Source organism: Streptomyces sp. NPDC029014 (assembly GCF_055564695.1).
This window is the reverse complement of the sequence record NZ_JBVHVT010000111.1, coordinates 1-22,650: the sequence shown is the minus strand read 5'-3', so window position 1 is coordinate 22,650 and position 22,650 is coordinate 1. Positions and strand designations below refer to the sequence as shown.

The 22,650-nt window shown below is 73.2% G+C and carries 19 protein-coding genes and 1 rRNA gene; 4 read left to right on the top strand and 16 right to left on the bottom strand.

What is annotated here, in order from left to right:
- The first annotated feature begins 359 nt into the window (after positions 1-359).
- A complete protein-coding gene (locus tag ACZ4VL_RS36615; protein ID WP_468209097.1) occupies positions 360-3,866 on the top strand; it encodes an Ig-like domain-containing protein in 3,507 nt (1,168 codons plus the stop codon).
- A 154-nt stretch (positions 3,867-4,020) separates the two neighbouring features.
- Here ACZ4VL_RS36615 and hemB read toward each other — a convergent pair whose 3' ends face one another.
- The 7 genes from hemB to ACZ4VL_RS36580 all read right to left on the bottom strand — a co-directional run bounded on the left by hemB (position 4,021) and on the right by ACZ4VL_RS36580 (position 11,588).
- Complete coding sequence (gene hemB / locus ACZ4VL_RS36610) at positions 4,021-5,022, bottom strand: porphobilinogen synthase (RefSeq protein ID WP_468209096.1); 1,002 nt, start codon at positions 5,020-5,022, stop codon at positions 4,021-4,023.
- 112 nt (positions 5,023-5,134) lie between these two features.
- Entirely contained in the window at positions 5,135-5,563 is a 429-nt protein-coding gene (locus ACZ4VL_RS36605) for a hypothetical protein (protein WP_468209093.1), read from the bottom strand.
- Positions 5,564-5,804: 241 nt separating this feature from the next.
- Positions 5,805-7,478: a bifunctional uroporphyrinogen-III C-methyltransferase/uroporphyrinogen-III synthase gene (locus ACZ4VL_RS36600; RefSeq protein WP_468209090.1), complete on the bottom strand. Its 1,674-nt coding sequence runs from the start codon at positions 7,476-7,478 to the stop codon at positions 5,805-5,807.
- Positions 7,475-8,443, bottom strand: a complete 969-nt coding sequence (gene hemC / locus ACZ4VL_RS36595) for a hydroxymethylbilane synthase (RefSeq protein ID WP_468209088.1) — start codon at positions 8,441-8,443, stop codon at positions 7,475-7,477. Before hemC ends, ACZ4VL_RS36600 begins: the two co-directional genes overlap by 4 nt.
- Positions 8,440-10,215, bottom strand: a complete 1,776-nt coding sequence (locus ACZ4VL_RS36590; protein WP_468209085.1) for a glutamyl-tRNA reductase — start codon at positions 10,213-10,215, stop codon at positions 8,440-8,442. The genes hemC and ACZ4VL_RS36590 overlap by 4 nt, the downstream gene beginning before the upstream one ends.
- Complete coding sequence (locus ACZ4VL_RS36585; RefSeq protein ID WP_468209082.1) at positions 10,212-11,036, bottom strand: redox-sensing transcriptional repressor Rex; 825 nt, start codon at positions 11,034-11,036, stop codon at positions 10,212-10,214. Before ACZ4VL_RS36585 ends, ACZ4VL_RS36590 begins: the two co-directional genes overlap by 4 nt.
- A gap of 273 nt (positions 11,037-11,309) precedes the next feature.
- On the bottom strand, positions 11,310-11,588 hold the full coding sequence (locus ACZ4VL_RS36580) for a glutaredoxin family protein (RefSeq protein WP_468209079.1): 279 nt from the start codon (positions 11,586-11,588) through the stop codon (positions 11,310-11,312).
- A gap of 108 nt (positions 11,589-11,696) precedes the next feature.
- On the opposite strand from ACZ4VL_RS36580, the gene ACZ4VL_RS36575 reads away from it, so the two are divergent.
- The 3 genes from ACZ4VL_RS36575 to ACZ4VL_RS36565 all read left to right on the top strand — a co-directional run bounded on the left by ACZ4VL_RS36575 (position 11,697) and on the right by ACZ4VL_RS36565 (position 15,335).
- Entirely contained in the window at positions 11,697-12,650 is a 954-nt protein-coding gene (locus ACZ4VL_RS36575) for an HAD family hydrolase (RefSeq protein WP_468209077.1), read from the top strand.
- Positions 12,651-13,048: 398 nt separating this feature from the next.
- On the top strand, positions 13,049-13,843 hold the full coding sequence (locus ACZ4VL_RS36570) for an ECF subfamily RNA polymerase sigma factor, BldN family (RefSeq protein WP_361091111.1): 795 nt from the start codon (positions 13,049-13,051) through the stop codon (positions 13,841-13,843).
- A gap of 280 nt (positions 13,844-14,123) precedes the next feature.
- Positions 14,124-15,335: a DUF5667 domain-containing protein gene (locus ACZ4VL_RS36565; protein ID WP_468209075.1), complete on the top strand. Its 1,212-nt coding sequence runs from the start codon at positions 14,124-14,126 to the stop codon at positions 15,333-15,335.
- Positions 15,336-15,462: 127 nt separating this feature from the next.
- On the opposite strand, the gene ACZ4VL_RS36560 is transcribed toward ACZ4VL_RS36565, so the two are convergent.
- From ACZ4VL_RS36560 to rrf, 9 genes are all read right to left on the bottom strand, one after another.
- Positions 15,463-16,497 (bottom strand): lysophospholipid acyltransferase family protein, encoded by a 1,035-nt coding sequence (locus tag ACZ4VL_RS36560; RefSeq protein WP_468209072.1) that lies wholly within the window; start codon positions 16,495-16,497, stop codon positions 15,463-15,465.
- Complete coding sequence (locus ACZ4VL_RS36555) at positions 16,497-17,561, bottom strand: NAD-dependent epimerase/dehydratase family protein (RefSeq protein ID WP_468209069.1); 1,065 nt, start codon at positions 17,559-17,561, stop codon at positions 16,497-16,499. Before ACZ4VL_RS36555 ends, ACZ4VL_RS36560 begins: the two co-directional genes overlap by 1 nt.
- Positions 17,562-17,664: 103 nt before the next feature.
- Positions 17,665-17,763, bottom strand: coding sequence for a 30S ribosomal protein bS22 (locus ACZ4VL_RS36550; RefSeq protein WP_003948845.1), 99 nt, complete (start codon positions 17,761-17,763; stop codon positions 17,665-17,667).
- 162 nt (positions 17,764-17,925) lie between these two features.
- Entirely contained in the window at positions 17,926-18,135 is a 210-nt protein-coding gene (locus tag ACZ4VL_RS36545; protein ID WP_008738568.1) for a helix-turn-helix domain-containing protein, read from the bottom strand.
- A 114-nt stretch (positions 18,136-18,249) separates the two neighbouring features.
- The gene (locus ACZ4VL_RS36540; RefSeq protein ID WP_468209067.1) at positions 18,250-19,080 is read right to left on the bottom strand and encodes a phosphatase; all 831 of its coding nucleotides are present in this window, start codon (positions 19,078-19,080) and stop codon (positions 18,250-18,252) included.
- 137 nt (positions 19,081-19,217) lie between these two features.
- Entirely contained in the window at positions 19,218-20,387 is a 1,170-nt protein-coding gene (locus ACZ4VL_RS36535) for an acetoin utilization protein AcuC (RefSeq protein WP_468209065.1), read from the bottom strand.
- Positions 20,338-21,570 carry an MFS transporter gene (locus ACZ4VL_RS36530; protein WP_468209062.1) on the bottom strand — a complete coding sequence of 411 codons (1,233 nt, stop codon included), beginning with the start codon at positions 21,568-21,570 and terminating at the stop codon, positions 20,338-20,340. Before ACZ4VL_RS36530 ends, ACZ4VL_RS36535 begins: the two co-directional genes overlap by 50 nt.
- 43 nt (positions 21,571-21,613) lie before the next feature.
- Positions 21,614-22,267, bottom strand: a complete 654-nt coding sequence (locus ACZ4VL_RS36525) for an HAD family hydrolase (protein WP_468209059.1) — start codon at positions 22,265-22,267, stop codon at positions 21,614-21,616.
- A 290-nt stretch (positions 22,268-22,557) separates the two neighbouring features.
- Positions 22,558-22,650: ribosomal RNA gene (gene rrf, locus ACZ4VL_RS36520) — 5S ribosomal RNA — on the bottom strand; the annotation flags it as partial.

The following is a 22,650-nucleotide window of genomic DNA, read 5'->3' as shown; positions in this document are numbered from 1 at the left end:
CCCCCCCCCCCCCCCCCCCCCCCCCCCCCCCCCCCCCCCCCCCCCCCCCCCCCCCCCCCCCCCCCCCCCCCCCCCCCCCCCCCCCCCCCCCCCCCACTGCCGGCCTGGGCACCGCACCCCACTCTCCGCACCCCGCGCACCCCGCGCACCCCGCACACTCCGCACTCCACGCCCCCGCTCCCCCTCCTCCGCCCGGGTTGATTCGGCAAGGGAACCCGGTGAATTCCCGTGACGCGGACCCGGCCGCCCCCGGACCTCCCCCGGCCCGGTGCCACATTCCTCTCGCACACAGCGCAGCCGATGCGTACGGCGGCCGGAAGGAGAGGGATGAGCAGAGCCAGAGAGCGGGGCGAGGCACGGTGAACCGCACCCGTCGCAACAGCCAGGACCACGAACCCCACGGACGCCGGCCCCCCACGCGCCCCGAGCAGCACACCCGCACCCGCACGGTCACCCCCACCCGCACCCCCACCCTCACCGCCCTCGCCGCCCTGGTCGGCGTCCTGCTCCTCCTGCCGGCCCTGGCCGTCCTAGGCTCCGCCGCGCCCGCCCACGCCGGCGACGACCGGGGCCTCGGCAACGTCGGCAACGAGCCGCACAACGCGACCGTGAACCCGCGCCGGCCCGGCCAGGTCGCGGTGATGCGGGGGTGCACGGTCCGGATCGACAACAACTTCGGCAAGGACGACTTCCCGATCACGCGGACGTCGACGCTGCCCTGCTCCGGCGACCCGGTCCTCGCCTTCGACGCGCAGGGCCGGCTCTTCGTCACGCACCTGTCCAGCAGCTTCAACACCACCGCGAACCGCTTCGGCGTCGGGGTGGCCCGGATCAACGACACGACCACGCCCGGCACCCAGACGTTCACGGCCACCCAGGTCAGCGGGAACAGCCCGAACAACCACGACAAGCCGTGGCTGGTGGCCGACGCGAACCCGGCGAGCCCCCACCGGGACAACCTCTACCTGGTCTGGACGCACCTCGGCAGCCCGTGGCAGATCCAGTTCTCCCGGCTGACGCCCGGCGCCGCAGGCTGGTCCACGCCGAGCGTGCTGTCCGCGGCGGGCGAGGGGAACGTCTGGCCGTCGCACGCGGCCGTCGCCGCGAACGGCGACCTCTACGTCGCCTACCACGCCAACCTCTGCAACGAGGGCTTCGACGGAGCCGCCGGCCAGGGCACCACCCAGCTCCTGCGCGACGGCACGGGCGGCGAGGGCTTCGCCGCGGGCACGGTGGAGCAGCGGGCGGAAGCGTTCCGCGCCGGCGAGTCCACCGTCACCTGCAACGTGCAGAGCGACCCGGGCAACGACGTCCCCGGCACCGACTTCTGGCTCCAGGGCAGCATGCAGCCCTGGATCCTGCCGGACCCGGCCCGCCCGGGGAACGTGTACGTCGTCGCGAACGACGACCCCGACGACGCCTTCGCCCACGACGACGACGCCGACGTCGTCATCGCCCGCTCCACCGACCACGGCCGGACCTTCGCCCGCGGCCGGGTCGACCACGGCCCCGGCCGGTCCTTCGCCGTGATGCCCACCGCGCACATCGACCAGGACGGCAACGCGGTCGTCACCTGGTACGACAACCGCAGCGGCCGCCGCAACAACGGCACCGGCCCGAACGGCGGCGCCGACTTCCTGCTGGAGCTGTACGGCACCGCCAGCCGGGACGGCGGGCAGACCTGGTCGCCGGACTTCCGCGTCTCCGACGCCCCCTTCGACCCGGACCTGAACGCGCCGTGCCGGTTCTCCTGCACGGCAGGCTCCACGCAGCAGACCCTGCGCATCGGCGAGTACAACGGGCTGTGGACGGTGGACGGGATCGGGTACGCGACCTGGACGGGGAACACCACCCCGCCCACGGCGACCGCCCAGGCGCAGGGCGCGCAGACGACCTACTTCGACGTGTTCTCCACGCTCGGCGCGTTCCCCGACCGCGCCGAGCCGAACGAGTCGATCGACGCGGCCGTGGCCGCAGCGCTCGGCTCGGACGACCGGTTCAACCGGGCCCGGCTCACCCTGCACACGGCCACCGACGTGGACTTCTTCCGGATCGAGCCGCGCCACACCGGCCACGTCACCGCCGAGATCACGTTCAACGAGGTGGTCTCGCCGCTCCTCGTCCGCGCGTACGACAAGTACGGCACGCTCGTCGCCACCGGGACAGGCGCCACCACCCGCCCCGGGACCTCGACGTCCCGGCTCGCGGTCCCCGTCGTCCGGGACGAGCCGTACTTCCTCGCGGTCACCGGCCGGGACGTCGCCGACCCGTCCCGCCCCGGTGACGCCTCGCCGACCGACCCGCCGCAGGCGGTGTACGACCTGGCCGTCGCGAACCGGGCGGCCCCGGAGCCGTTCGGGTTGGACCTCAAGCGGGAGTCGGACTCGGGCCGCTTCGACAACGACGACGTCACCAGGGTCGCCGGCCCGGACCTGCTCCTGCGGGTCGACGACGTGGAGCTGCGGGCCGCCGGCATCGCCCTCTCCCCGCAGAACGCCACGCCGGAGCTCGACGACGACGCCCCCGGCTTCAAGGTGGCCGTGGAGCGTGACGGGCAGCGGGTGGGCTTCGCCCAGCCCGTCGACCCGGTCGGCAAGCCGGGGCTGTACCGGACCCATCTGGACCCGGTGCTGACGGAAGGGGAGAACCTGATCACCGCCGAGGTGATCGTCGTCGACCCGTCCGACGACCCCCGTACCGCCGGCACCTCCCACGTCACCGGGTCGGGTACGGAGAGCGCGCACCACCTCCTCGTCACCCTCGACACGACCCCGCCGGCCACCCCGGCCGCAGCGCCCGACCTGCTGTCGTCGAGCGACACCGGCGGCAACGACGCCGACGACATCACCACCCTCGTCAAGCCCGCCTTCCAGGGCTCTTCGGTGGAGCCGAACGCGCTGGTGCGGCTGCTGGCCACGCCGGCGAAGGGCGGCACGGGCCCGACGGTGGTCGGGAAGGACACCGTGACGTCCGGCGGCGCGTACCAGGTCGTCAGCTCCGCGCTGCGCGACGGTACGTACGGGGTGGGCGTGCAGTTGGAGGACCTGGCGGGGAACGTCAGCCGGACGTCGCCGGTGCTGGACGTGACCATCGCCAAGTACTCGCTGCGGCTCACGGGTGCGACGTCCGGCCTGGCGGTCGACATCGCGGACGGCCGGGTGACGGGCTACCCGGGCGTCCCGGGCGGATTCGTCGGCATCCTCGGCATCCCGCTCGTGCACCTCGATGCGGGCGGGCACGGTGCGGCCGTCCTGGGCGGTGCCCGCGACGACCAGCTGACGTTCACGCCGACCGGTACCGACAGCGGTCGCCTCACCCGGGCCGCGTCGTCGCAGACGCTGAACTTCCTGCACGTCAGCGGTGATGTGACGGTCAGTCCGGAAGGCGGCGACGACGAGGTCACCATCGTCGGCACGACCCGCGGCGACCGGATCCGAGGGGTCGTGGACGCGTTCACCACCCTGCGGGTGGAGGCGCTGCCGCTGGACCTGCGCGCCCCGCAGAAGCTGCGGGCGCTGCTCGGGCTGCGGATCACCACGGGCCAGACCGAGCGGATCGGGGTGCTGGCCCGCGGCGGCCAGGACACGGTGGAAATCACCGTGCACGACACGGTCGGCGCCCAACTGTCGGTCGACGGCGGGGCTCCGACCGGGGTCGAGCCGAAGAAGGGCGACGAGCTGGTCGTACGGGCCGGCTCGCCGAACGCGGTGATGCACGAGGACCGCGCGAAGGCGTCGGGGTCGGGCTCGGTGTTCGTCGGCTACCCGGAGACGTCCCGCGCCAGGACCCGCGTGGACTTCTCGGACGTCGAGTCCGTCACGCCGGACAACGACCGCCCCGGGGGCAAGGAGGACGGGACGCGCTGATCCGAGGCACCGTCTCCCCGTCGCACCGGCGGGGCAACGGGGCAACGGGGCAACGGGAAGCCCCCGTCCCCTCCCCTTGCGGGAGGAGGCGGGGGCTTCGCCGTGACGGTCCGGAGTGCTGAGTGGCCTGCGCCCGGCGCTCAGCGGCCGGCGCTCAACGGTCGTTGCGGAGCCAGCCGGCGACCTCGGTGGCCCAGTAGGTGAGGATCGTGTCGGCGCCGGCCCGCTTGATGCCGGTGAGGGTCTCCAGGACGGCCCGGTCGCGCTCGATCCAGCCCTTCTCCGCGGCCGCCTCGATCATCGCGTACTCACCGCTGATCTGGTACGCGGCCACCGGTACGCCCACGGCCTGCGCGACCCGGTACAGGACGTCCAGGTAGGGGCCGGCCGGCTTGACCATGACCATGTCGGCACCCTCCTCCAGGTCGAGCGCCAGCTCCCGCATCGACTCGCGGGTGTTGGCCGGGTCCTGCTGGTAGGTCTTGCGGTCGCCCTGGAGGCTGGAGGCGACGGCCTCGCGGAAGGGCCCGTAGAAGGCCGAGGAGTACTTGGCCGTGTAGGCGAGGATCGACACGTCCTCGTGCCCGGTCTCGTCGAGCGCGTCGCGGATCACGCCGACCTGGCCGTCCATCATGCCGCTCGGGCCGACGACGTGGACGCCGGCGTCGGCCTGGACCTGGGCCATCTCCGCGTACCGCTCCAGCGTGGCGTCGTTGTCGACGCGGCCCTGCGCGTCGAGGACCCCGCAGTGGCCGTGGTCGGTGTACTCGTCGAGGCAGAGGTCCGACATGATCACGAGGTCGTCGCCGACCTCGGCCTTCACGTCGCGGATGGCGACCTGGAGGATGCCGTCGGGCTCGGTGCCGGCGGTGCCCAGCGCGTCCTTGTTCTCGTCCGCGGGAACACCGAAGAGCATGATCCCGGCGACGCCGGCCTCGACCGCCTCGACGGCGGCCTTCCGCAGCGTGTCCCGGGTGTGCTGGACCACGCCCGGCATGGCCGAGATCGGCAGCGGCTCGCTGATGCCCTCCCGGACGAACGCCGGAAGGATCAGGTCCGAGGGGTGCAGCCGGGTCTCCGCGACCATCCGCCGCATGGCCGGGGTGGTGCGCAGCCGGCGGGGCCGGGAGCCGGGGAAGGATCCGTACGCGCTCATCTTCAGTCGCCTCTTCGAGCTTCGACAGCAGTCGGCACCAGCGTAGAGCCCCGCCCGGACGGGGAACGGGGCGGGCGCGGCCGGCCCGGCGCCCGTCGCGCCGGCCCGTCGCTCACGGCAGATGGAGCATGGCCGAGAAGACGAGGGTGCTCAGCACGACCGTCCCGGGAGCGGCGAGGGCGAGAAGGACGCGCCGGACGGCGTTGCGGCGCTGCCACGGCAGGGCCCAGCAGGCCACGAGCAGGACGAGAACGAGTGCGAGGCCGCACAGGAACAGCGACCAGGCGACCTCGAAGCTCGCGTCGAAGGCGTCGGCCTGCTGCGTGTCGCAGGAGTCGCAGCCCATCGGCGACAACCCCGCGTAGAACAGCGCCAGCAGGCCCATCGGCAGGGTCAGCAGGGTGGAGAGCAGCGGAGCCACGAAGGCCCACCGGTCGCGGCCGTCCGGGGTGTCGGGCGCGTCCGGCGCGTGCGGGGCGTCCGGGGTGTCCGGGGGGTCCGGGGTGTCCGGGGCGGCGGCTGCGAGGGGGGTCTCGGTCATGGGGACACTGAACCGCGGCGGCGGGGCGCGGGGATCCGCGCACGTACTCAATTCCCGGCTGGGTACGTCCTGCGCAGGTGTACGCGCGCGCACGGGCGGCCCGGGCCGTGGCCCACGCCGCAGCCGTGCCCGCGCCGGCGGCCGGGCCCACGCCCAGGTCGCGCCCGTCCCCGCGCCCGGACATGCCGCAGGGGGCCGGGTGTCGTGCACCCGGGCCCCTGCCGCGTTCAGCCGCTCCGTGTCAGGTCGTGCGCCGGCGGCGGGCGCCGGGGCGGCGCTCGCTCGGCCGGGACACGGTCTCGCCGGCCTCCCGGGCCGCCTCGCGGCGGGCCGCGCCGTACTCGGCGAGGGCCTCGGCGAGCTTGCTGACGCTCGGCTCCGGCGACAGCACGTCGACGCGGAGGCCGTGTTCCTCGGCGGTCTTGGCGGTGGCCGGGCCGATGCAGGCGATCACGGTCACGTTGTGCGGCTTGCCCGCGATGCCGACCAGGTTGCGGACGGTCGAGCTGGACGTGAAGAGAACGGCGTCGAAGCCGCCGCCCTTGATCGCCTCGCGGGTGTCCGCCGGCGGCGGCGAGGCCCGAACGGTCCGGTAGGCGGTGACGTCGTCGACCTCCCACCCGAGCTCTATCAGGCCCGCGACCAGGGTCTCCGTCGCGATGTCGGCGCGCGGCAGGAAGACGCGGTCGATGGGGTCGAAGACCGGGTCGTACGGCGGCCAGTCCTCCAGGAGCCCGGCCGCGGACTGTTCGCCGCTGGGCACCAGGTCGGGCTTGACGCCGAACTCGACCAGCGCGGCGGCGGTCTGCTCGCCGACGGCGGCGACCTTGATGCCGGCGAAGGCGCGGGCGTCGAGGCCGTACTCCTCGAACTTCTCGCGCACCGCCTTGACCGCGTTGACGGAGGTGAAGGCGATCCACTCGTAGCGGCCCGTCACCAGGCCCTTGACCGCGCGCTCCATCTGCTGCGGGGTGCGCGGCGGCTCCACGGCGATGGTCGGCACCTCGTGGGGCACCGCGCCGTACGAACGCAACTGGTCGGAGAGCGAAGCGGCCTGCTCCTTGGTGCGCGGTACGAGCACCCGCCAGCCGAACAGCGGCTTCGACTCGAACCAGGCCAGCTCCTCGCGCCGCGCGGCGGCGGCACCGGGCTCACCGACCACGGCTATCACGGGGCGGCCGCCCTCGGGCGAGGGGAGGATCTTGCCCTGCTTGAACACCTGGGCGATGGTGCCGAGGGTGGCGTTCCACGTCCGCTGCCGGGTCGTCGTACCGGCGACGGTCACCGTGAGCGGGGTCTCGGCCCCGCGTCCGGCGGCGACCAGTTCGGCGCAGGCGGCGGGCATGGTCTCCAGCGTCGCGGAGACGACGACGGTGCCGTTGCTGGCGCCGACCTCGCTCCAGCAGCGCGCGGAGGCGTTGCGCGCGTCCACGAACCGCACGTCGGCGCCCTGCTCGCCGCGCAGCGGCACACCCGCGTAGGCGGGCACGCCGACGGCGGTCGCGACACCGGGCACCACCTCGAAGGGGATGCCGCCGGTGGCGCAGGCGAGCATCTCGGAGGCGGCGTTGCCGTCGAGTCCGGGGTCTCCGGTGACGGCACGCACGACCCGCCTGCCGGAGCGGGCGGCCTCCATGACAAGATTGGCCGCGTCCCGGATCACCGGTACGCCGGCGGCTGCTGACGCCTCGTCAGCGATCGTCAGCTGTGGCGTGTCCACTCCGGCGCGCGCGTGCGTGCGTACGACCTCGAGCACCTCGGGCTCCGCGATCAGTACGTCGGCGGCGGCGAGCGCCTCCACGGCGCGCAGCGTCAGCAGACCCGGGTCGCCGGGGCCGGCGCCGAGGAAGGTGACGTGCCCGTGACCTGCGGCGGCGACCGGAAGAGCGGAGGTGGTCGGACGTGAGGGGTTCAAAGGGATCGCTCCCCCATCAGACCGGCCGCGCCCTTGGCCAGCATCTCGTCCGCGAGTTCGCGGCCGAGCGCCATGGCCTCGTCGTACGACTGGGGCACGGGACCGGTGGTGGACAGCTGCACGAGCGTCGCGCCGTCGAGGGTTCCGACGACGCCGCGCAGGCGCATTTCATTGACAATCTGCCCGTCGGCCAGCAGGTCGGCGAGCGCGCCCACGGGGGCGCTGCAGCCGGCCTCCAGGGCGGCGAGCAGGGACCGCTCGGCGGTCACGGCGGCCCGCGTGTGCGGGTCGTCGAGCCGGCCGAGGGCCGCGATGAGGTCCGCGTCGGAGGCGAGGCACTCGACGGCGAGGGCGCCCTGGCCCGGGGCGGGCAGCACGCTGTCGACCGGCAGGTGCTCGGTCACCTCGGCGCTGCGGCCGATCCGGTTGAGGCCGGCGGCGGCGAGGACGACGGCGTCGAGCTCTCCGCTGCGGACGTAGCCGATGCGGGTGTCGACGTTCCCCCGGATGGCGACGGTCTCGATGCGCTTGCCGAGGGTGCGCGCGAGGTGGTTGAGCTGCGCGGTGCGGCGCGGCGAACCGGTGCCGATGCGGGCGCCGTCGGGAAGCTGCTCGAAGGTCAGGCCGTCGCGGGCGACGAGCGCGTCGCGCGGGTCCTCGCGCAGCGGCATGGCCGCGATGACGAGGTCCTCGGGCTGGGCGGTGGGCAGGTCCTTGAGCGAGTGGACGGCGAAGTCGACCTCGCCGCGCAGCAGGGCGTCGCGCAGGGCGGTGACGAACACGCCGGTGCCGCCGATCTGCGCGAGGTGCTCGCGGGACACGTCGCCGTACGTGGTGATCTCCACGAGCTCGACGGGGCGGCCGGTGATCTCCCGGACCGCGTCGGCGACGTGGCCGGACTGGGACATGGCCAGTTTGCTGCGCCGCGTGCCGAGCCGGAGGGGCTGGTCGGACCGTGAATTCATGATGCCCGTCCTGAGTCGTGGTTCTGGTCTGCCGTGCCGGCTGCGCCTGCTGCGGCGGTCGCGCCGGGGATGCCGGCCGCGTCGGCCCGGCTGACGGAGGCCACCGTCTGCGGGTCGAGGTCGAAGAGTTCGCGCAGCGCTTCGGCGTACCCGGCGCCGCCGGGCTCGCTGGCGAGCTGCTTGACGCGCACGGTCGGTGCGTGCAGCAGCTTGTCGACGACGCGGCGGACGGTCTGGGTGACCTCGGCCCGCTGCCGTGCGTCGAGCTCGGGCAGGCGCCCGTCGAGGCGCGCGACCTCCATGGCCACGACCTCGGCGGCCATCGCGCGCAGGGCGACGACGGTCGGGGTGATGTGCGCGGCGCGCTGGGCAGCGCCGAACGCGGCGACCTCGTCGGCGACGATGCCGCGGACGGCGTCGACGTCGGCGGCCATCGGCGCGTCGGCGGCGGCTTCCGCGAGGGACTCGATGTCGACCAGGCGGACGCCGGGGATGCGGTGCACGGCGGCGTCGATGTCGCGGGGCATGGCCAGGTCCAGCAGGGCCAGCCGGACGGGGGCGGCCCCGTCGGCGTGGCTGCGGGTGCCGCGGCGGGGCTGCCGCTGGGCGGCGGCCTCGCCCTGGTCGGCCCAGGTGCCGTGCAGTTCGAGGGCGTTGGCGTCGACTCCGGTGAGCGCGGCGCGGCCGGCGGGGGCCGGGACGTCGACGGGGCAGCCGTCGACGCCGGGGCCGGTGGAACCGGGGGTGCCGGTGGCGGGGATGGTGCGGGCGCTTCCGGCGTCGGCGAGTCGGCCGCCTGCTGCGGCGACGGCGGCGAGGCGGGCCACGACCTCGGGGTCGAGCCCGGCGACGGCCCGCTCGGCGGTGCCGGGGGCGGCCGGGGCCTGGGCCCGGGCCGGGGCGGCCTGCTCGGGGAGGAGGCCGGCGGGGCCGCCGTCCGCGACGGCGGTGGCGACGTCGTCGCCGGTCAGGACGAGGCCGGTGGCGCCGGTGCAGGAGACGACGACGTCGACTCGTGTCAGTTCGGCGGTGACGGCGGCCATGGGCACGGCGCGGGCGGCCACCCCTGTGCCTGAGGCAACCAGAATCTCGACCAAACGCTCCGCGCGTTCTGCGGTGCGGTTGGCCACGACGATCTCGGCGACGCCGGCCCGGGCGAGGGTGGCGGCGGCGAGCGAGGACATGGAGCCGGCGCCGATCACGAGGGCGCGCTTGCCGGCGGCCCAGGCCTCGACGGTCTCGCGGCCGGCGGTCAGCTGCTCCAGGCCGAACGTGACGAGCGACTGCCCGGCCCGGTCGATGCCGGTCTCGGAGTGGGCCCGCTTGCCTACCCGCAGCGCCTGCTGGAAGAGGTCGTTGATGAGCCGGCCGGCCGTGTGCAGGTCCTGGCCCAGGGCCAGGGTGTCCTTGATCTGGCCGAGGATCTGGCCCTCGCCGACCACCATCGAGTCCAGGCCGCAGGCCACCGAGAACAGGTGGTGGACGGCGCGGTCCTCGTAGTGCACGTACAGATAGGGGGTGAGCTCCTCCAGGGCGACCCCGCTGTGCTGGGCGAGCAGCGTGGACAGCTCGGCGACGCCGGCGTGGAACTTGTCGACGTCCGCGTAGAGCTCGATGCGGTTGCAGGTGGCGAGGACGGCCGCCTCCGCCGCGGGCTCCGCGGCGACGGTGTCGTGCAGCAGCTTCACCTTGGCGTCGGCGGACAGCGCGGCGCGCTCCAGCACGCTGACGGGGGCGCTGCGGTGACTCAGGCCTACGACGAGCAGACTCATGCCGGCATCACCGCCGGGACGTCGCCGTCGGGGCCGCTCTTGCGGGTGCCCGCGGCGGGGGAAGCGGCGGCCTGGGCGGCCTGGGCCGCGGGGGTCTCGGCCGGGTCGGTGTCGGCGGCGGGAGCGGTGGGACCGGCGGCCGGCCCGGCGCCGGGCTCCTCGCCGGCCTTGCGCTGCTCGTGGAAGGCCAGGATCTGCAGCTCGATCGACAGGTCGACCTTGCGCACGTCGACGCCGTCCGGCACGGAGAGCACGGTCGGCGCGAAGTTCAGGATGGAGGTGACGCCGGCGGCGATCAGGCGTTCGCTGACCTGCTGGGCGGCTCCGGCCGGGGTCGCGATGACGCCGATGGAGACGCCGTTCTCCCGGATGATCTTTTCGAGGTCGTCGGTGTGCTGGACGGGCATACCGGCGACCGGCTTGCCCGCCATGGCCGGGTCCGCGTCGATGAGGGCGGCGACCCGGAAGCCGCGGGAGGCGAAGCCGCCGTAGTTGGCGAGGGCCGCGCCCAGGTTGCCGATGCCGACGATGACGACGGGCCAGTCCTGGGTCAGGCCGAGTTCGCGGGAGATCTGGTAGACGAGGTACTCGACGTCGTAGCCGACGCCGCGCGTGCCGTAGGAGCCCAGGTACGAGAAGTCCTTGCGCAGCTTCGCGGAGTTGACTCCGGCGGCCGCCGCGAGCTCTTCGGAGGACACCGTGGGCACCGAGCGCTCGGAGAGCGCGGTGAGTGCGCGCAGGTACAGCGGAAGCCGGGCGACGGTGGCCTCGGGGATACCTCGGCTGCGGGTCGCCGGTCGGTGTGTTCGGCCAGTTGCCACGATGCTCCTGCGGGATGAGCGGGGCTGAAGGCGGTCACTCGTCCCTGGACCGCCCCGTCGACAGCAGGCTATGTCTTTGTGAACGCGTGCACAAAGATTGTGTCCGGTTTGTCCGAGCAAAGTGACCGGGGTCACGCGATCCGGACACAGGGGGTGAGGACTCACAACGTACCGAACCCGTTCAAATCCCGTGGGGGGCAAATCGGCGCACACTCCTCATCAATACGCCCCCGAGACCCCACAAATCGCCCATGATGTTAACCGGCCGAGCGGTCAACTCTGCAACGCGCGGCGCAGCCGGTCCGGGTTCACCCTCCAGAAGGTGTGCTGTTCCCCGTCGATGAGCACCACCGGGATCTGCTCCCAGTGCCGCCGGTAGAGCTCCTCGTCCTGGGTGATGTCCTTCTTCTCCCACTGCGCCCCGACCTCGGCGCACACCTCCTGGACCACCGCCTCGGCGTCGTCGCACAGATGGCACCCGGGCTTCCCGACGAGGGTGACCGTCCGCTCGGCGGGGCTCTTCTTTTCCTTACGGCGCAGCAAAGGGCTCATGCGCCCCATTGTCCCGCGCCCGTCCGTCACACCCCGGCACAGAAGAGTTCACGCGCCCGGCACCGCCGCGGTTCGGGAACTCCCGAACACAGTGGCTATGCTCGCGTCATGGCCGCTCTGGGATGGCTCACCCACCGTAGACGCTCCGCGACCGCGCGGAGCGTGCTGGCAGGCGAGGCCTCGGCCGAGGCCGCCCGCAAGTCCGCGCAGGCCCTCGAAGCGGAACCCGCAGCCGCCCCCGCGGCGGAAGAGGCGCCACAGGTCGCCGAGCCCGAGTTCCCGGTCGCCGGCGACGCCCTCGCCGCCGCCTTCTTCGACCTCGACAACACCGTCATGCAGGGCGCCGCGATCTTCCACTTCGGCCGCGGCCTGTACAAGCGGGAGTTCTTCCGCCGCCGCGAACTCGCCCGCTTCGCCTGGCAGCAGGCGTGGTTCCGGCTCGCCGGGGTCGAGGACCCCGACCACATGCAGGACGCCCGCGACAGCGCCCTGTCCATCGTCAAGGGCCACCGGGTCAGCGAACTCATGGCGATCGGCGAGGAGATCTACGACGAGTACATGGCCGAGCGGATCTGGCCGGGCACGCGCGCCCTGGCCCAGGCCCATCTCGACGCCGGCCAGAAGGTGTGGCTGGTCACCGCCGCCCCCGTCGAGACGGCCACGATCATCGCCCGCCGGCTCGGCCTGACCGGGGCGCTGGGCACGGTCGCCGAGTCCGTCGACGGCCTCTACACCGGCCGCCTCGTCGGCGAGCCCCTGCACGGCCCGGCGAAGGCGGAGGCCGTCCGCGCGCTGGCCACCGCCGAGGGCCTCGACCTCGCGCGCTGCGCGGCGTACTCCGATTCGCACAACGACATTCCGATGCTGTCACTGGTCGGACATCCGTACGCGATCAATCCGGACACAAAACTGCGCAAGCATGCCCGGGAGCACGACTGGCGGCTGCGCGACTATCGGACCGGCCGCAAGGCCGTGAAGGTGGGCGTCCCGGCGGCCGCCGGGGTCGGTGCGATCGCGGGCGGCGCGGCCGCCGCCATCGCCCTGCACCGCCGCCGCAAGTAGCCCTCCGCGGCCCCGGGTTCGGGCCGCCGCCTGCACCGGAGCAGGTCCGGGACCGCCCGGCCGCGCACCGGGCGGTTCCCCGTCCGCCGCCCGGCGGACATTCCCTCACCCTTACCCGCGCTCGCGGGAGGGCACGCACGCATGCCCGACGTGGTCGCGAGCCAGCGCGGAACTGCCCATTCCGCGCCGCCAAGTGATCGGCAAGCGATCACGAATTGCGACCGAAAACGCCTTCGATGTGCAACAGAAGCGTCGGAATCGATGATTTGAGCAACTGGGTGTAGCGCTGCCTGTACGAAGCGTTATTCTCCTCAGACGCATGCCGCCGCCCATCTGTCGCCACGACGGGTGAACGGCCTCGCACTGCACGTGATGGAAGCTCTGCCTCTGGGAGTCCCGTGTACCCACCTGTCGGGGTTGACGCCTCGGGCCTGGCTACGCTGCGCGCAACGGTCCTCGGCCACCTGCGCGGCTTCGTCCCCACCGCGTACGCCGCCCCCGCCTTCGCCACCGGCCTCGGCCCGGCCGGTCCTTGCTATGCCCTGGCCGACGGGGGAGCGACGGTGGGCAGACGCGGTCGCAGCGGCGGCGGCACCGCGACCGGCACGAGCGCACCGGCCGCGCGCCGCCCCACCGCGGACAGCGACCAGGCCCGCATGATGGACCTGGTCGAACGCGCCCAGGCCGGCGAGGCCGAGGCGTTCGGACGGCTCTACGACCAGTACAGCGACACGGTCTACCGCTACATCTACTACCGCGTCGGCGGCAAGGCGACCGCGGAGGACCTCACCAGCGAGACCTTCCTGCGTGCGCTGCGCCGCATCTCCACCTTCACCTGGCAGGGCCGCGACTTCGGGGCCTGGCTCGTGACCATCGCCCGCAACCTGGTCGCCGACCACTTCAAGTCCAGCCGCTTCCGCCTCGAAGTGACCACGGGCGAGATGCTGGACGCCAACGAGGTGGAACGGTCCCCCGAGGAATCGGTCCTGGAGTCCCTCTCCAACGCGGCCCTGCTGGAAGCCGTCCGCAAGCTCAACCCGCAGCAGCAGGAGTGCGTGACCCTGCGCTTCCTCCAGGGCCTGTCGGTCGCCGAGACCGCCCGGGTGATGGGGAAGAACGAGGGTGCCATCAAGACCCTCCAGTACCGGGCCGTGCGCACGCTGGCCCGCCTGCTCCCCGACGACGCCCGCTGACCCGTCCGCCGCCGGACCGCACCCGCCCGCCCGCAGTGCCCTCCCCCACCCCTTCCGACCGTCGCACCATCCACACAACCGGTGACCCCTCGATGACGCTGTGGTCCGATCATCCTTCGTCCGTAACCCAACTGCCGCGCCGCTCGTTGTGCGGAATGCAGGCTCCCTTTGGACACGCCCTGCCTGAAGCCGCTCACTCGAAAGTGTGGACGTGCTCAAGGAAGGCAACCTTCCGGACACCGTGGGGAGTCGATCGTCATGACGAGAGGAGGTGCCGCCAGTGATCGCGAACGTGACTCCGCACCGGCGGGCGAACGCCTTCGCCCAGGCCCTGGAGGATCGGAACCCAGCGTCCGACCTTTCCGAACGGGACCCGGCGGCCGAGCAGTCCGAGGCACCTGCCGAGTCTGCCGACCACGAACGTTTGTTGGCCCTGGCGAACGTGCTCGGCGAAATGCCGCGCCCGGTGCTGGACCCCGAGGTCAAAGTGGTGCAGCGAGCACAGCTCGTCGCCGCCATGGAGGCCCTGGTGATGGAGGAGAGGGCCGGAGGCGGTGCCGCCGCGGACCCTCAGCTGCCCGAACAGCGGGCCGGCCGCGGCGCCCACAGGGCGACCCCGCTCCGGAAACTGCGGCCCCGCTCCCGCTGGTCCAAGGGCATCGCAGCAGGCGGCCTCACCGTGGGTGTGGCCGCGGGGGCCTTCAGCGGCGTGGCCGCTGCCAGCACGGACGCCCTACCCGGTGACACCCTCTACCCCGTCAAACGGGGCATGGAGGACCTCAAGCTCGGCATGGCCGACGAGGACGCCGACCGGGGCGAGCTCTACCTGGACCAGGCGTCCAACCGCCTGTCGGAGGCCCGCAGACTCATGGAGCGCGGCCGCTCGGGCGCGCTCGACCACGAGTCCCTGGGAGCCATCCGACGCGCCCTCGCCGGCATGAAGCACGACGCGGCGGAGGGCCACCGGCTCCTCCAGGCGGCTTACGAGCGGGACGGCTCGCTCGGCCCCATCCAGGCGCTGTCCACGTTCTCCCGTGCACACCGCGACGCCTGGGGCAAGCTGCGCGACCAACTTCCCGCCCAGCTCACCGACGTGGGCGGCGAGGTCGAATCGGTGTTCCAGGCCATAGACGATGACGTGGCTCCGCTGCAGAGCCTGCTCCCGAAGCCCCCGGAACCGAGCCGGGGCACGGGTGGGGCGCCCGCCCAACCGAGCGCCCCGGCCGGACAGCAGCACCCCGCGCCCGGGGCGGGCGCCAGCGCGCCCGCGGCCAGCCAGGCCCCGGCCGCACCGCCCTCTGCCGGAAAGTCGTCCCCGGCCCCCGGCGGCGGCCTCCTCGGCGGCGCGGGCGACCTGCTCCACCCGCCGACCGGCCAGAGCCCGGCTGCCCCGTCGTCCTCGCCGGAGGCGCCGCATCCGGAGATCACCCTCCCGCCGCTGCTCCCGGGCCTGCTACCGGGCCTGGGTCTGAAGGCGGAGGACGCCGACTAGGGCGCGCCCGGCACCACCGGGGCGTGCCCCGGGGCACGCCCCACACGGTGAGGTGCCCGGTCCCCAAGGGGGCCGGGCACCTTACCGTGCCGTCGCGAGCCGGTGGCCGACCTGCGGCAGGCGAGCGTCAGAAGAAGACGGATCTGCGCTGCACCAGCAGCTTGTAGAGCGTGTGCTGGATCTGCTCGCGCACCTCGTCCGTGAGGTTGAACATCAGCATCGGGTCCTCCACCGCCTCCGGCGGATAGCCGTCCGTCGCGATCGGCTCCCCGAACTGGATCGTCCACTTCGTCGGCAGCGGCACGGCACCCAGCGGCCCGAGCCACGGGAACGTCGGCGTGATCGGGAAGTACGGGACCCCCAGCAGCCGTGCCAGCGTCTTGGCGTTGCCGACCATCGGGTAGATCTCCTCCGCCCCGACGATCGAGCACGGGACGATCGGCGTGCCGGCGCGCAGCGCGGTCGACACGAACCCGCCCCGCCCGAACCGCTGGAGCCGGTACCGGTCGCCGAACGGTTTCCCTATCCCCTTGAAGCCCTCGGGCATGACCCCGACCAGCTCCCCCGCCTCCAGCAGCCGCTGGGCGTCCTCCGAGCAGGCCAGCGTGTGCCCGGCCTTGCGGGCCAGTTCGTTGACGACGGGCAGCATGAACACCAGGTCCGCCGCCAGCAGCCGCAGGTGCCGCCGCGCCGGGTGGTGGTCGTGCACCGCCACCTGCATCATCAGCCCGTCCAGCGGCAGCGTCCCGGAGTGGTTCGCGACGATCAGCGCGCCGCCCTCCGCCGGGATGTTCTCGATGCCCCGGACCTCGACGCGGAAGTACTTGTCGAACAGCGGCCGCAGCAGGGACATCAGGACCTGGTCCGTCAGCTCCCGGTCGTAGCCGAACTCGTCGACCTCGTACTCCCCCGTGATCCGCCGCCGCAGGAACGCCAGCCCGCCCGCGACCCGCCGGTCCCAGTCCGGCCGCCCGCCGCCGCCCGGGCCGGCCTGCCCGCCGGACCCGCCGTCCCCGCCTGTGGCGGGCTCCCCGGCCGGTGCGACCGGTGCCGCCGCCTCCGGTGCGGGCGCCGGAGCGGGCACCGCCCGGACCCGCCGGATCCCGATGGCCCGCCGGCGCGGCCGGTCCTCGTCGAACGGAATGACCTTGGCGTCCGCCACTATCGCTGCGCTCCCTCTTCGGCGCCGGCAACCCCGACGTTCAGCATCTGCGCGACCCGGTCGACGGCCCTGCCCACCCGCTCCGGCGGCAGCAACCCGTTCCCCCGGCTGTGCGCGAAGTCGGCGAAGGTCTCGGCGGTCGTGTACATCGGCTTGAATCCCAGCACCTCCCGCATCTGGGTGGTCTCCACGACCCGCCCGTGCGTGAGGAGTCTGATCTGCTCGGGTGAGAACTCCGTGACGCCCACCGCCCGCAGGGCCGCCCCGACCCACGTCACCGCCGGCAGCACCAGCGGCACCGTCGGCCGCCCCAGCCGCCGCGCGCACTGCGACAGCAGCAGGACGCCGTCCCCGGCGATGTTGAACGTGCCGCTGTTGAGAGTGCCGCGCTGGGGCTCCTGCGCCGCCAACCGCAGCACCTCCAGCACGTCCTCCTCGTGGACGAACTGCAGCCGCGGGTCGTAGCCGAACACCGTCGGCAGGACGGACATGGAAAAGTACTCGGCGAGCGCCGAGTCCGCGTGCGGGCCCAGGATGTTCGCGAACCGCAGCACGCACACCGCGACGTCCGGCCGGCGGCGCGCGAAGCCCCGTACGTACGACTCGACCTCGGCGGCGTCCTTGGGGAAGCCGCCCGGCGGCTGCGTCTTCGGCTGCGTGGTCTCCGAGAAGACGGCCGGATCCCGCGGGGCGCCCCCGTACATGCACGTGCTGGACTTCACCACCAGGCGGCGGACCGTCGGCGACTTCTGACAGGCGCCCAGCAGCTGCATCGTCCCGATGACATTGGTCTCCTTGACCGAGCTGCCCGTGCCGCCGGTGCCGGCGCTGCCCCCGGTGACCGCCAGATGGACCACCGTGTCCACGGCGTGCTCGGCGAGGACCCGGGCGATCGAGGACTGCCGGATGTCCGTACGGACGAACTCGGCCGACCCCAGACTGCCGGGCGGTGGGCTCGCGTCGACCGCGATGACCCGTTCGACGTCGGGGTCCCGCTGGATGCGCCGCACGAAGCGGCCCCCCAGCTGCCGGGCAGCCCCGGTCACGAGCACGACCTTCCCCACGAGCTCAGCGCCTCCCTCGTCGTTCCCGCCTGTCCCCGGCTACACCGCAGCCCCTCCACCAAAGGATGGTGGAGGGGCTGCGGAGAACACGTACAGCTGCCGTTTACTTCTTGTTACGGCGCTGGACGCGGGTGCGCTTGAGCAGCTTGCGGTGCTTCTTCTTCGCCATCCGCTTGCGCCGCTTCTTGATAACAGAGCCCACGACTACCCTCGCTCACTTCTCGGAACATCCCCGCGCCCGCGGGGATCGGTGCGGGGCGTCTGGGCCCACACGACCTACGTCGGCCTAGCCTACCCGCCCGAGCTCCGAGCTTGTAATCCGAGTCGTCCCGAAGGTGACCCGAAGGTGTCGCGGGCCCCACTCTCAGGCCGACTCCACCCCCACATAGGACTCTCGGAGGTACTCGTGGACCGCGTTCTCGGGGACCCGGAAGGACCGGCCCACCCGGATTGCGGGCAGATGACCGTTGTGCACCAGTCGGTACACGGTCATCTTCGACACTCGCATCACCGAGGCGACCTCCGCCACGGTCAGGAACTGAACCTCACTGAGAGGCCTCTCGCCAGCAGCCATGACACACCTTGACCTTCCGCGCATGACGGGCACCGGCTTCCCCTCCGGTTACTCCTCGTCGTCGCACGCTCACTCCTCAGAGTAGGGGCGTGTGATACGAGTGGGGAAGAGGAGCTACGGCCACTCCTGCGCGCCCGGCAGGCGCGCCCGGTCCAGTAGATACCTTGTGAGCGGTCGGTAGTAGTCCGCGCGCACCGCGTCATCAAGCGGAACCGCGACCGATACGCGCCCCTCGGCCTCGCCCACGAACAGCGCCGGGTCGTCCGTATCCGCCAGCCCGATCGCCTCCACACCCAGCTGACCTGCACCGCAGACCCACCCGTGGTCCCCGACCACCAGTTCCGGCAGCGGTCCGCCGGCGTCCGCGAGCGCCCCGAGCGCGATCCGAACCGGCAGCGGTGAATGGGTGTGCGCGCCGGTGGCACTGCCGGGGGGCCGCGCGCCGGGCTCTCGCACCAGCGCGACCCCCCGTACGTAATCGAGGCTGTGCGTGCGTACGCCGAACCGGGTCGCCATGTCGACACTCACCCCCTGCGCCGGGGTGAGGACATCACAGCCAGCCGCCGACATCGCCCGGGCCAAACTGGCGTAGAACCCCAGGAGACGGTGGGGGTGACCGGTGCCGAACAGTACGCGCGACCGTGCCGCCGCCGCCGCCCGCAGCCGCTCCGCGAAGGCCCGCAACGCCGCCAGCGTCCGTTCCGGATCGATCACGTCCGGCCCGCTGACGTGCGCGGGATCCGCGGAGACCCCGCACTTCTCGGCCATCAGGCCCAACAGGTCCCGCTCGCCCCAGCAGCGTTCCGGATCCAGCCCCAGCAGGACGCGCGGGTCCCGGGCCGCGAACAGCCGGTAGCTGCGCAGGCTCGCCTCCCGGGAAGTCGCGACGGGCCCGGCCAGGCGGGCGGCCAGCAGATGCGCTCGCAGCGCGCCGGTGCTCAACACGCTCCGATGCTGCCGCAACGCCCCGGCCGGATCATCGATTCCGGCCGAGGGCCCCACCGTTGGCGTAACGATGCGGCAGACTGCCCCGGCTTGGGCGACGCGCCGGGCCGGCCGGACCCGCGCGTGGTGTCGAGCCGCTACGTGAGCATGCCGCGCAGGGGGAACACCGCCCGCCGGGTGGCCAGGACCGCCTGGTCGACCCGGTCGGCCGGGTCGTAGCCCGCGCCCCAGTCCCGCCAGGCGACCGTCCGCCCGTCCGTCATCCGGCCCGGCGCCAGCTGCCGGGTCCGCGCGTACACCTCGTCCCGCCAGGACGCCGGCACGGCCGACTCCGGGTCCACTGGCCGGTGCGCCGCGATCCCCACCAGGTGCGTCCACGACCGCGGGACGACGTCCACGACCGCGTACCCGCCGCCGCCCAGCGCCAGCCACTTCCCGCCGGCGTACTCGTGCGCGAGCCGGTGGCAGGACTCCTGCACGGCCCGCTGCGCGTCCAGGGACACCGCCAGGTGCGCGAGGGGGTCCTCGAAGTGCGTGTCGGCCCCGTGCTGGGTCACCAGCACCTGTGGCCGGAAGTCGGCCAGCAGCTCCGGCACCGTCGCGTGGAACGCCCGCAGCCACCCCTCGTCCCCCGTCCCGGCGGGCAGCGCCACGTTCGCCGCGGACCCCTCGGCTGCCGGCCCGCCCGTCTCCTGCGGCCAACCGGTCTGCGGGAACAGGGTCGCGGGGTGCTCGTGCAGGGAAACGGTCAGCACCCGCGGGTCGTCCCAGAACACCTCCTGCACGCCGTCCCCGTGGTGCACGTCCACGTCCACGTACGCGACGCGCTCCGCGCCGAGCTCCAGCAGCCGGGCGATCGCGAGGGCCGCGTCGTTGTACACGCAGAACCCGGAGGCCCCGCCCGGCATCGCGTGGTGCAGCCCGCCCGCGAAGTTCACCGCGTGCTCGGCCTCACCGCGCCAGATCGCCTCCGCGGCCGCCACGGACTGGCCGGCGATCAACGCGGACGCCTCGTGGATCCCGGGGAAGGCCGGATCGTCGACGGTGCCGATCCCGTACGTCCCGTCGGCGCTGCCCGGGTCGGCGGACACCTGGCGGACGGCGGCGACGTAGTCCTCCCGGTGCACGAGCCGCAGTGTGGAGTCGCCGGCCGCCGGGGCGGACCGCACCTCCACCTCCCGGTCCAGCCCGAAGGCCCGCACCAGGCCCATGGTCAGGGCCAGGCGCACCGGATCCATCGGATGGCTCGGCCCGAAGTCATACCCCGTGACCGCCTCGTCCCACATCAACAACCCGCGGCTGCTCATGCGGGACACCGTATCGGGCGCCCTCCGCGCCGAACGAACGGGCGTGCAGAAGCGTCACCAGCACCAACGCCGCCGGCACGAGCATCGCCCCCCGGTAGCTCCAGGCGTCGCCCAGCGCGCCGACGAGCGGCGAACCGACCAGGAAGCCCACGTAGTTGAAGATGTTCAGCCGTGCGACGGCCGTGTCGGAGGATCCGGGGAACAGCCGCCCCGCGGCCGCGAAGGTCTGCGGCACGATCACGCACAGCCCGAGCCCGAGCAGCGTGAACCCGGCCATCCCCGCCCGGGCGCCGGGCGCGGCGGCCACGACCACGAACCCGCCGGCCGCGAGCAGCGTCCCGGCCCGTACGACGGCCTCGGCGCCGAAGCGGCGCACGCCGAGGTCGCCGACGGCCCGGCCGAGCAGTGTGGTGACCATATAGACGTTGTAGGGGACGGTCGCCAGCTGCTCGGAGCTGCCGAGGACGTCCTGGAGGTACTTGGCGCTCCAGTTGGAGACGGTCGAGTCCCCTATGTACGCGCACGCCATCACCAGGCACAGCGGCAGCAGCGGCCGGAAGCCTCGCGTCCCCTGCGGCCCCTGCGGCTGCTCTTCCTGCCCGGGGGCGGGCCCCGTGCTCTTCTGGGTGGCGTAGAAGCGGCTGCCGGCGAAGGCGAGGGGCAGCAGCACCGCCACGGCGGGCAGGTAGGAGGTGAACAGCCCCAGGTGCCAGTGCGCCCCGGCCCAGGCGGCGGACGCCCCGACGATCCCGCCGAGGCTGTAGGCCGCGTGGAAGCCGAGCATGATGCTGCGGCCGTACGCCCGCTGGAGGCTGACGCCGAGCATGTTCATGGACGCGTCGAGGGCGCCCACGGCCAGCCCGAACGCGCCGAGGGCGGCGGCCGCGTGCCACAGGGTGTTCCCCGCGCCGACGCCGAGGAGGGCCAGCAGGACCAGCGGCTGCGACCAGCGCAGGACGGCGGCGGGCCCGACGCGTCGGACGAGGTGCTCGGCGACGATGCTGGCGGCCCCGGCCAGGACGGGCACGGCGGCCAGGAACACGGGCAGCAGCCCGTCGGAGATCCCGTACCGGTCCTGGATGGCCGGGATCCGCGTCACGAGGAGGGCGAAGGTGACGCCCTGCACGAAGAAGCTGAACCCCAGCGCACCGCGCCCGCGCCGCAACCGCAGATCGTCCGTCATGGCGGCACAGCGTAGGCCCGGGCCTTACCGGTGGGTAGAGATCTCACACGGGCAGTTCGAGCAGCCCGGGCAGTTCCTTCATGTCGGCGAAGTGGGCGGTGGCCCCGGTGAGCCGCTCGACGGGCGTCATCCCGGTGAAGGCGTACACGTCCATGCCGGCGGCGACCGCGGCCCGGACCCCGAGCGGGCTGTCCTCGACGACGGCGCACCGCGCCGGGTCGACGCCCATGCTACGGGCGGCGTGCAGGAACAGGTCGGGGGCGGGCTTGCCGCGGCCGACGTCCTGGGCGCTGAAGATGACCTCTTCGCCGAACCACCGGGTGAGCCCGGCGGCCCGGTGCCCGACGCGGATCCGCTCGTGGCTGCCGGAGGAGGCGAGGCAGTAGGGCGCGCTGCGCGCGGTGAGCGCCCGGAGGACGTCGACGACGCCGGGGACGGGCGTGAGCTCCCGCTCGAACGCGGCGAACGTCCGCGCGTGCAGGGTCTCGTCGAAGTCGGCGGGCAGCCGCTGCCCGGTCCGCTCCAGTACGAGGTCGTGCACCCGGTGCACGGCGGCGCCCATGTAGTCGCGGATCGAGTCCTCGTAACTGGTCGGATGCCCCAGCTCGGTCAGGTACCCGGCGAGGATGGTGTTGGCGACCGGCTCACTGTCCACCAGCACACCGTCGTTGTCGAAGATGACGAGGTCATAGCCCATACCCCCAACGTAATCGCGGAGGAGCCCATGGCCGACCGCACCCCCGAGCAACTGCGTCGGCTGCACGTGCTCGCGGAGTAACTCGCGGAACTCGCCGAACACCAGGAAGACCACTGGAGGGTGGAGACGACTGAGGACCGGATCATCCTCACGATGACGAACCCCACTGCTGCCCGCGGCCTGAACGTCAGCTACCCGCCGATTGGTTGGGGCCGGCGGCCCTGCCGGTGAACGCAGAAAAGCCCCGCACCGAGCCCCTAAGGGCTGGTGCGGGGCTTCCCGCAATAATTGTTCGGCGGCGTCCTACTCTCCCACAGGGTCCCCCCTGCAGTACCATCGGCGCTGAAAGGCTTAGCTTCCGGGTTCGGAATGTAACCGGGCGT

Bases quoted from the DNA above. Each gene is read 5' to 3' on its own strand.
- ACZ4VL_RS36590 (WP_468209085.1), bottom strand. From the start codon at position 10,215: ATGAGTCTGCTCGTCGTAGGCCTGAGTCACCGCAGCGCCCCCGTCAGC.
- hemC (WP_468209088.1), bottom strand. From the start codon at position 8,443: ATGAATTCACGGTCCGACCAGCCCCTCCGGCTCGGCACGCGGCGCAGC.
- ACZ4VL_RS36545 (WP_008738568.1), bottom strand. From the start codon at position 18,135: ATGGCTGCTGGCGAGAGGCCTCTCAGTGAGGTTCAGTTCCTGACCGTG.
- ACZ4VL_RS36580 (WP_468209079.1), bottom strand. From the start codon at position 11,588: ATGAGCCCTTTGCTGCGCCGTAAGGAAAAGAAGAGCCCCGCCGAGCGG.
- ACZ4VL_RS36525 (WP_468209059.1), bottom strand. From the start codon at position 22,267: ATGGGCTATGACCTCGTCATCTTCGACAACGACGGTGTGCTGGTGGAC.
- ACZ4VL_RS36575 (WP_468209077.1), top strand. From the start codon at position 11,697: ATGGCCGCTCTGGGATGGCTCACCCACCGTAGACGCTCCGCGACCGCG.
- ACZ4VL_RS36530 (WP_468209062.1), bottom strand. From the start codon at position 21,570: ATGACGGACGATCTGCGGTTGCGGCGCGGGCGCGGTGCGCTGGGGTTC.
- hemB (WP_468209096.1), bottom strand. From the start codon at position 5,022: ATGAGCGCGTACGGATCCTTCCCCGGCTCCCGGCCCCGCCGGCTGCGC.
- ACZ4VL_RS36535 (WP_468209065.1), bottom strand. From the start codon at position 20,387: ATGAGCAGCCGCGGGTTGTTGATGTGGGACGAGGCGGTCACGGGGTAT.
- ACZ4VL_RS36605 (WP_468209093.1), bottom strand. From the start codon at position 5,563: ATGACCGAGACCCCCCTCGCAGCCGCCGCCCCGGACACCCCGGACCCC.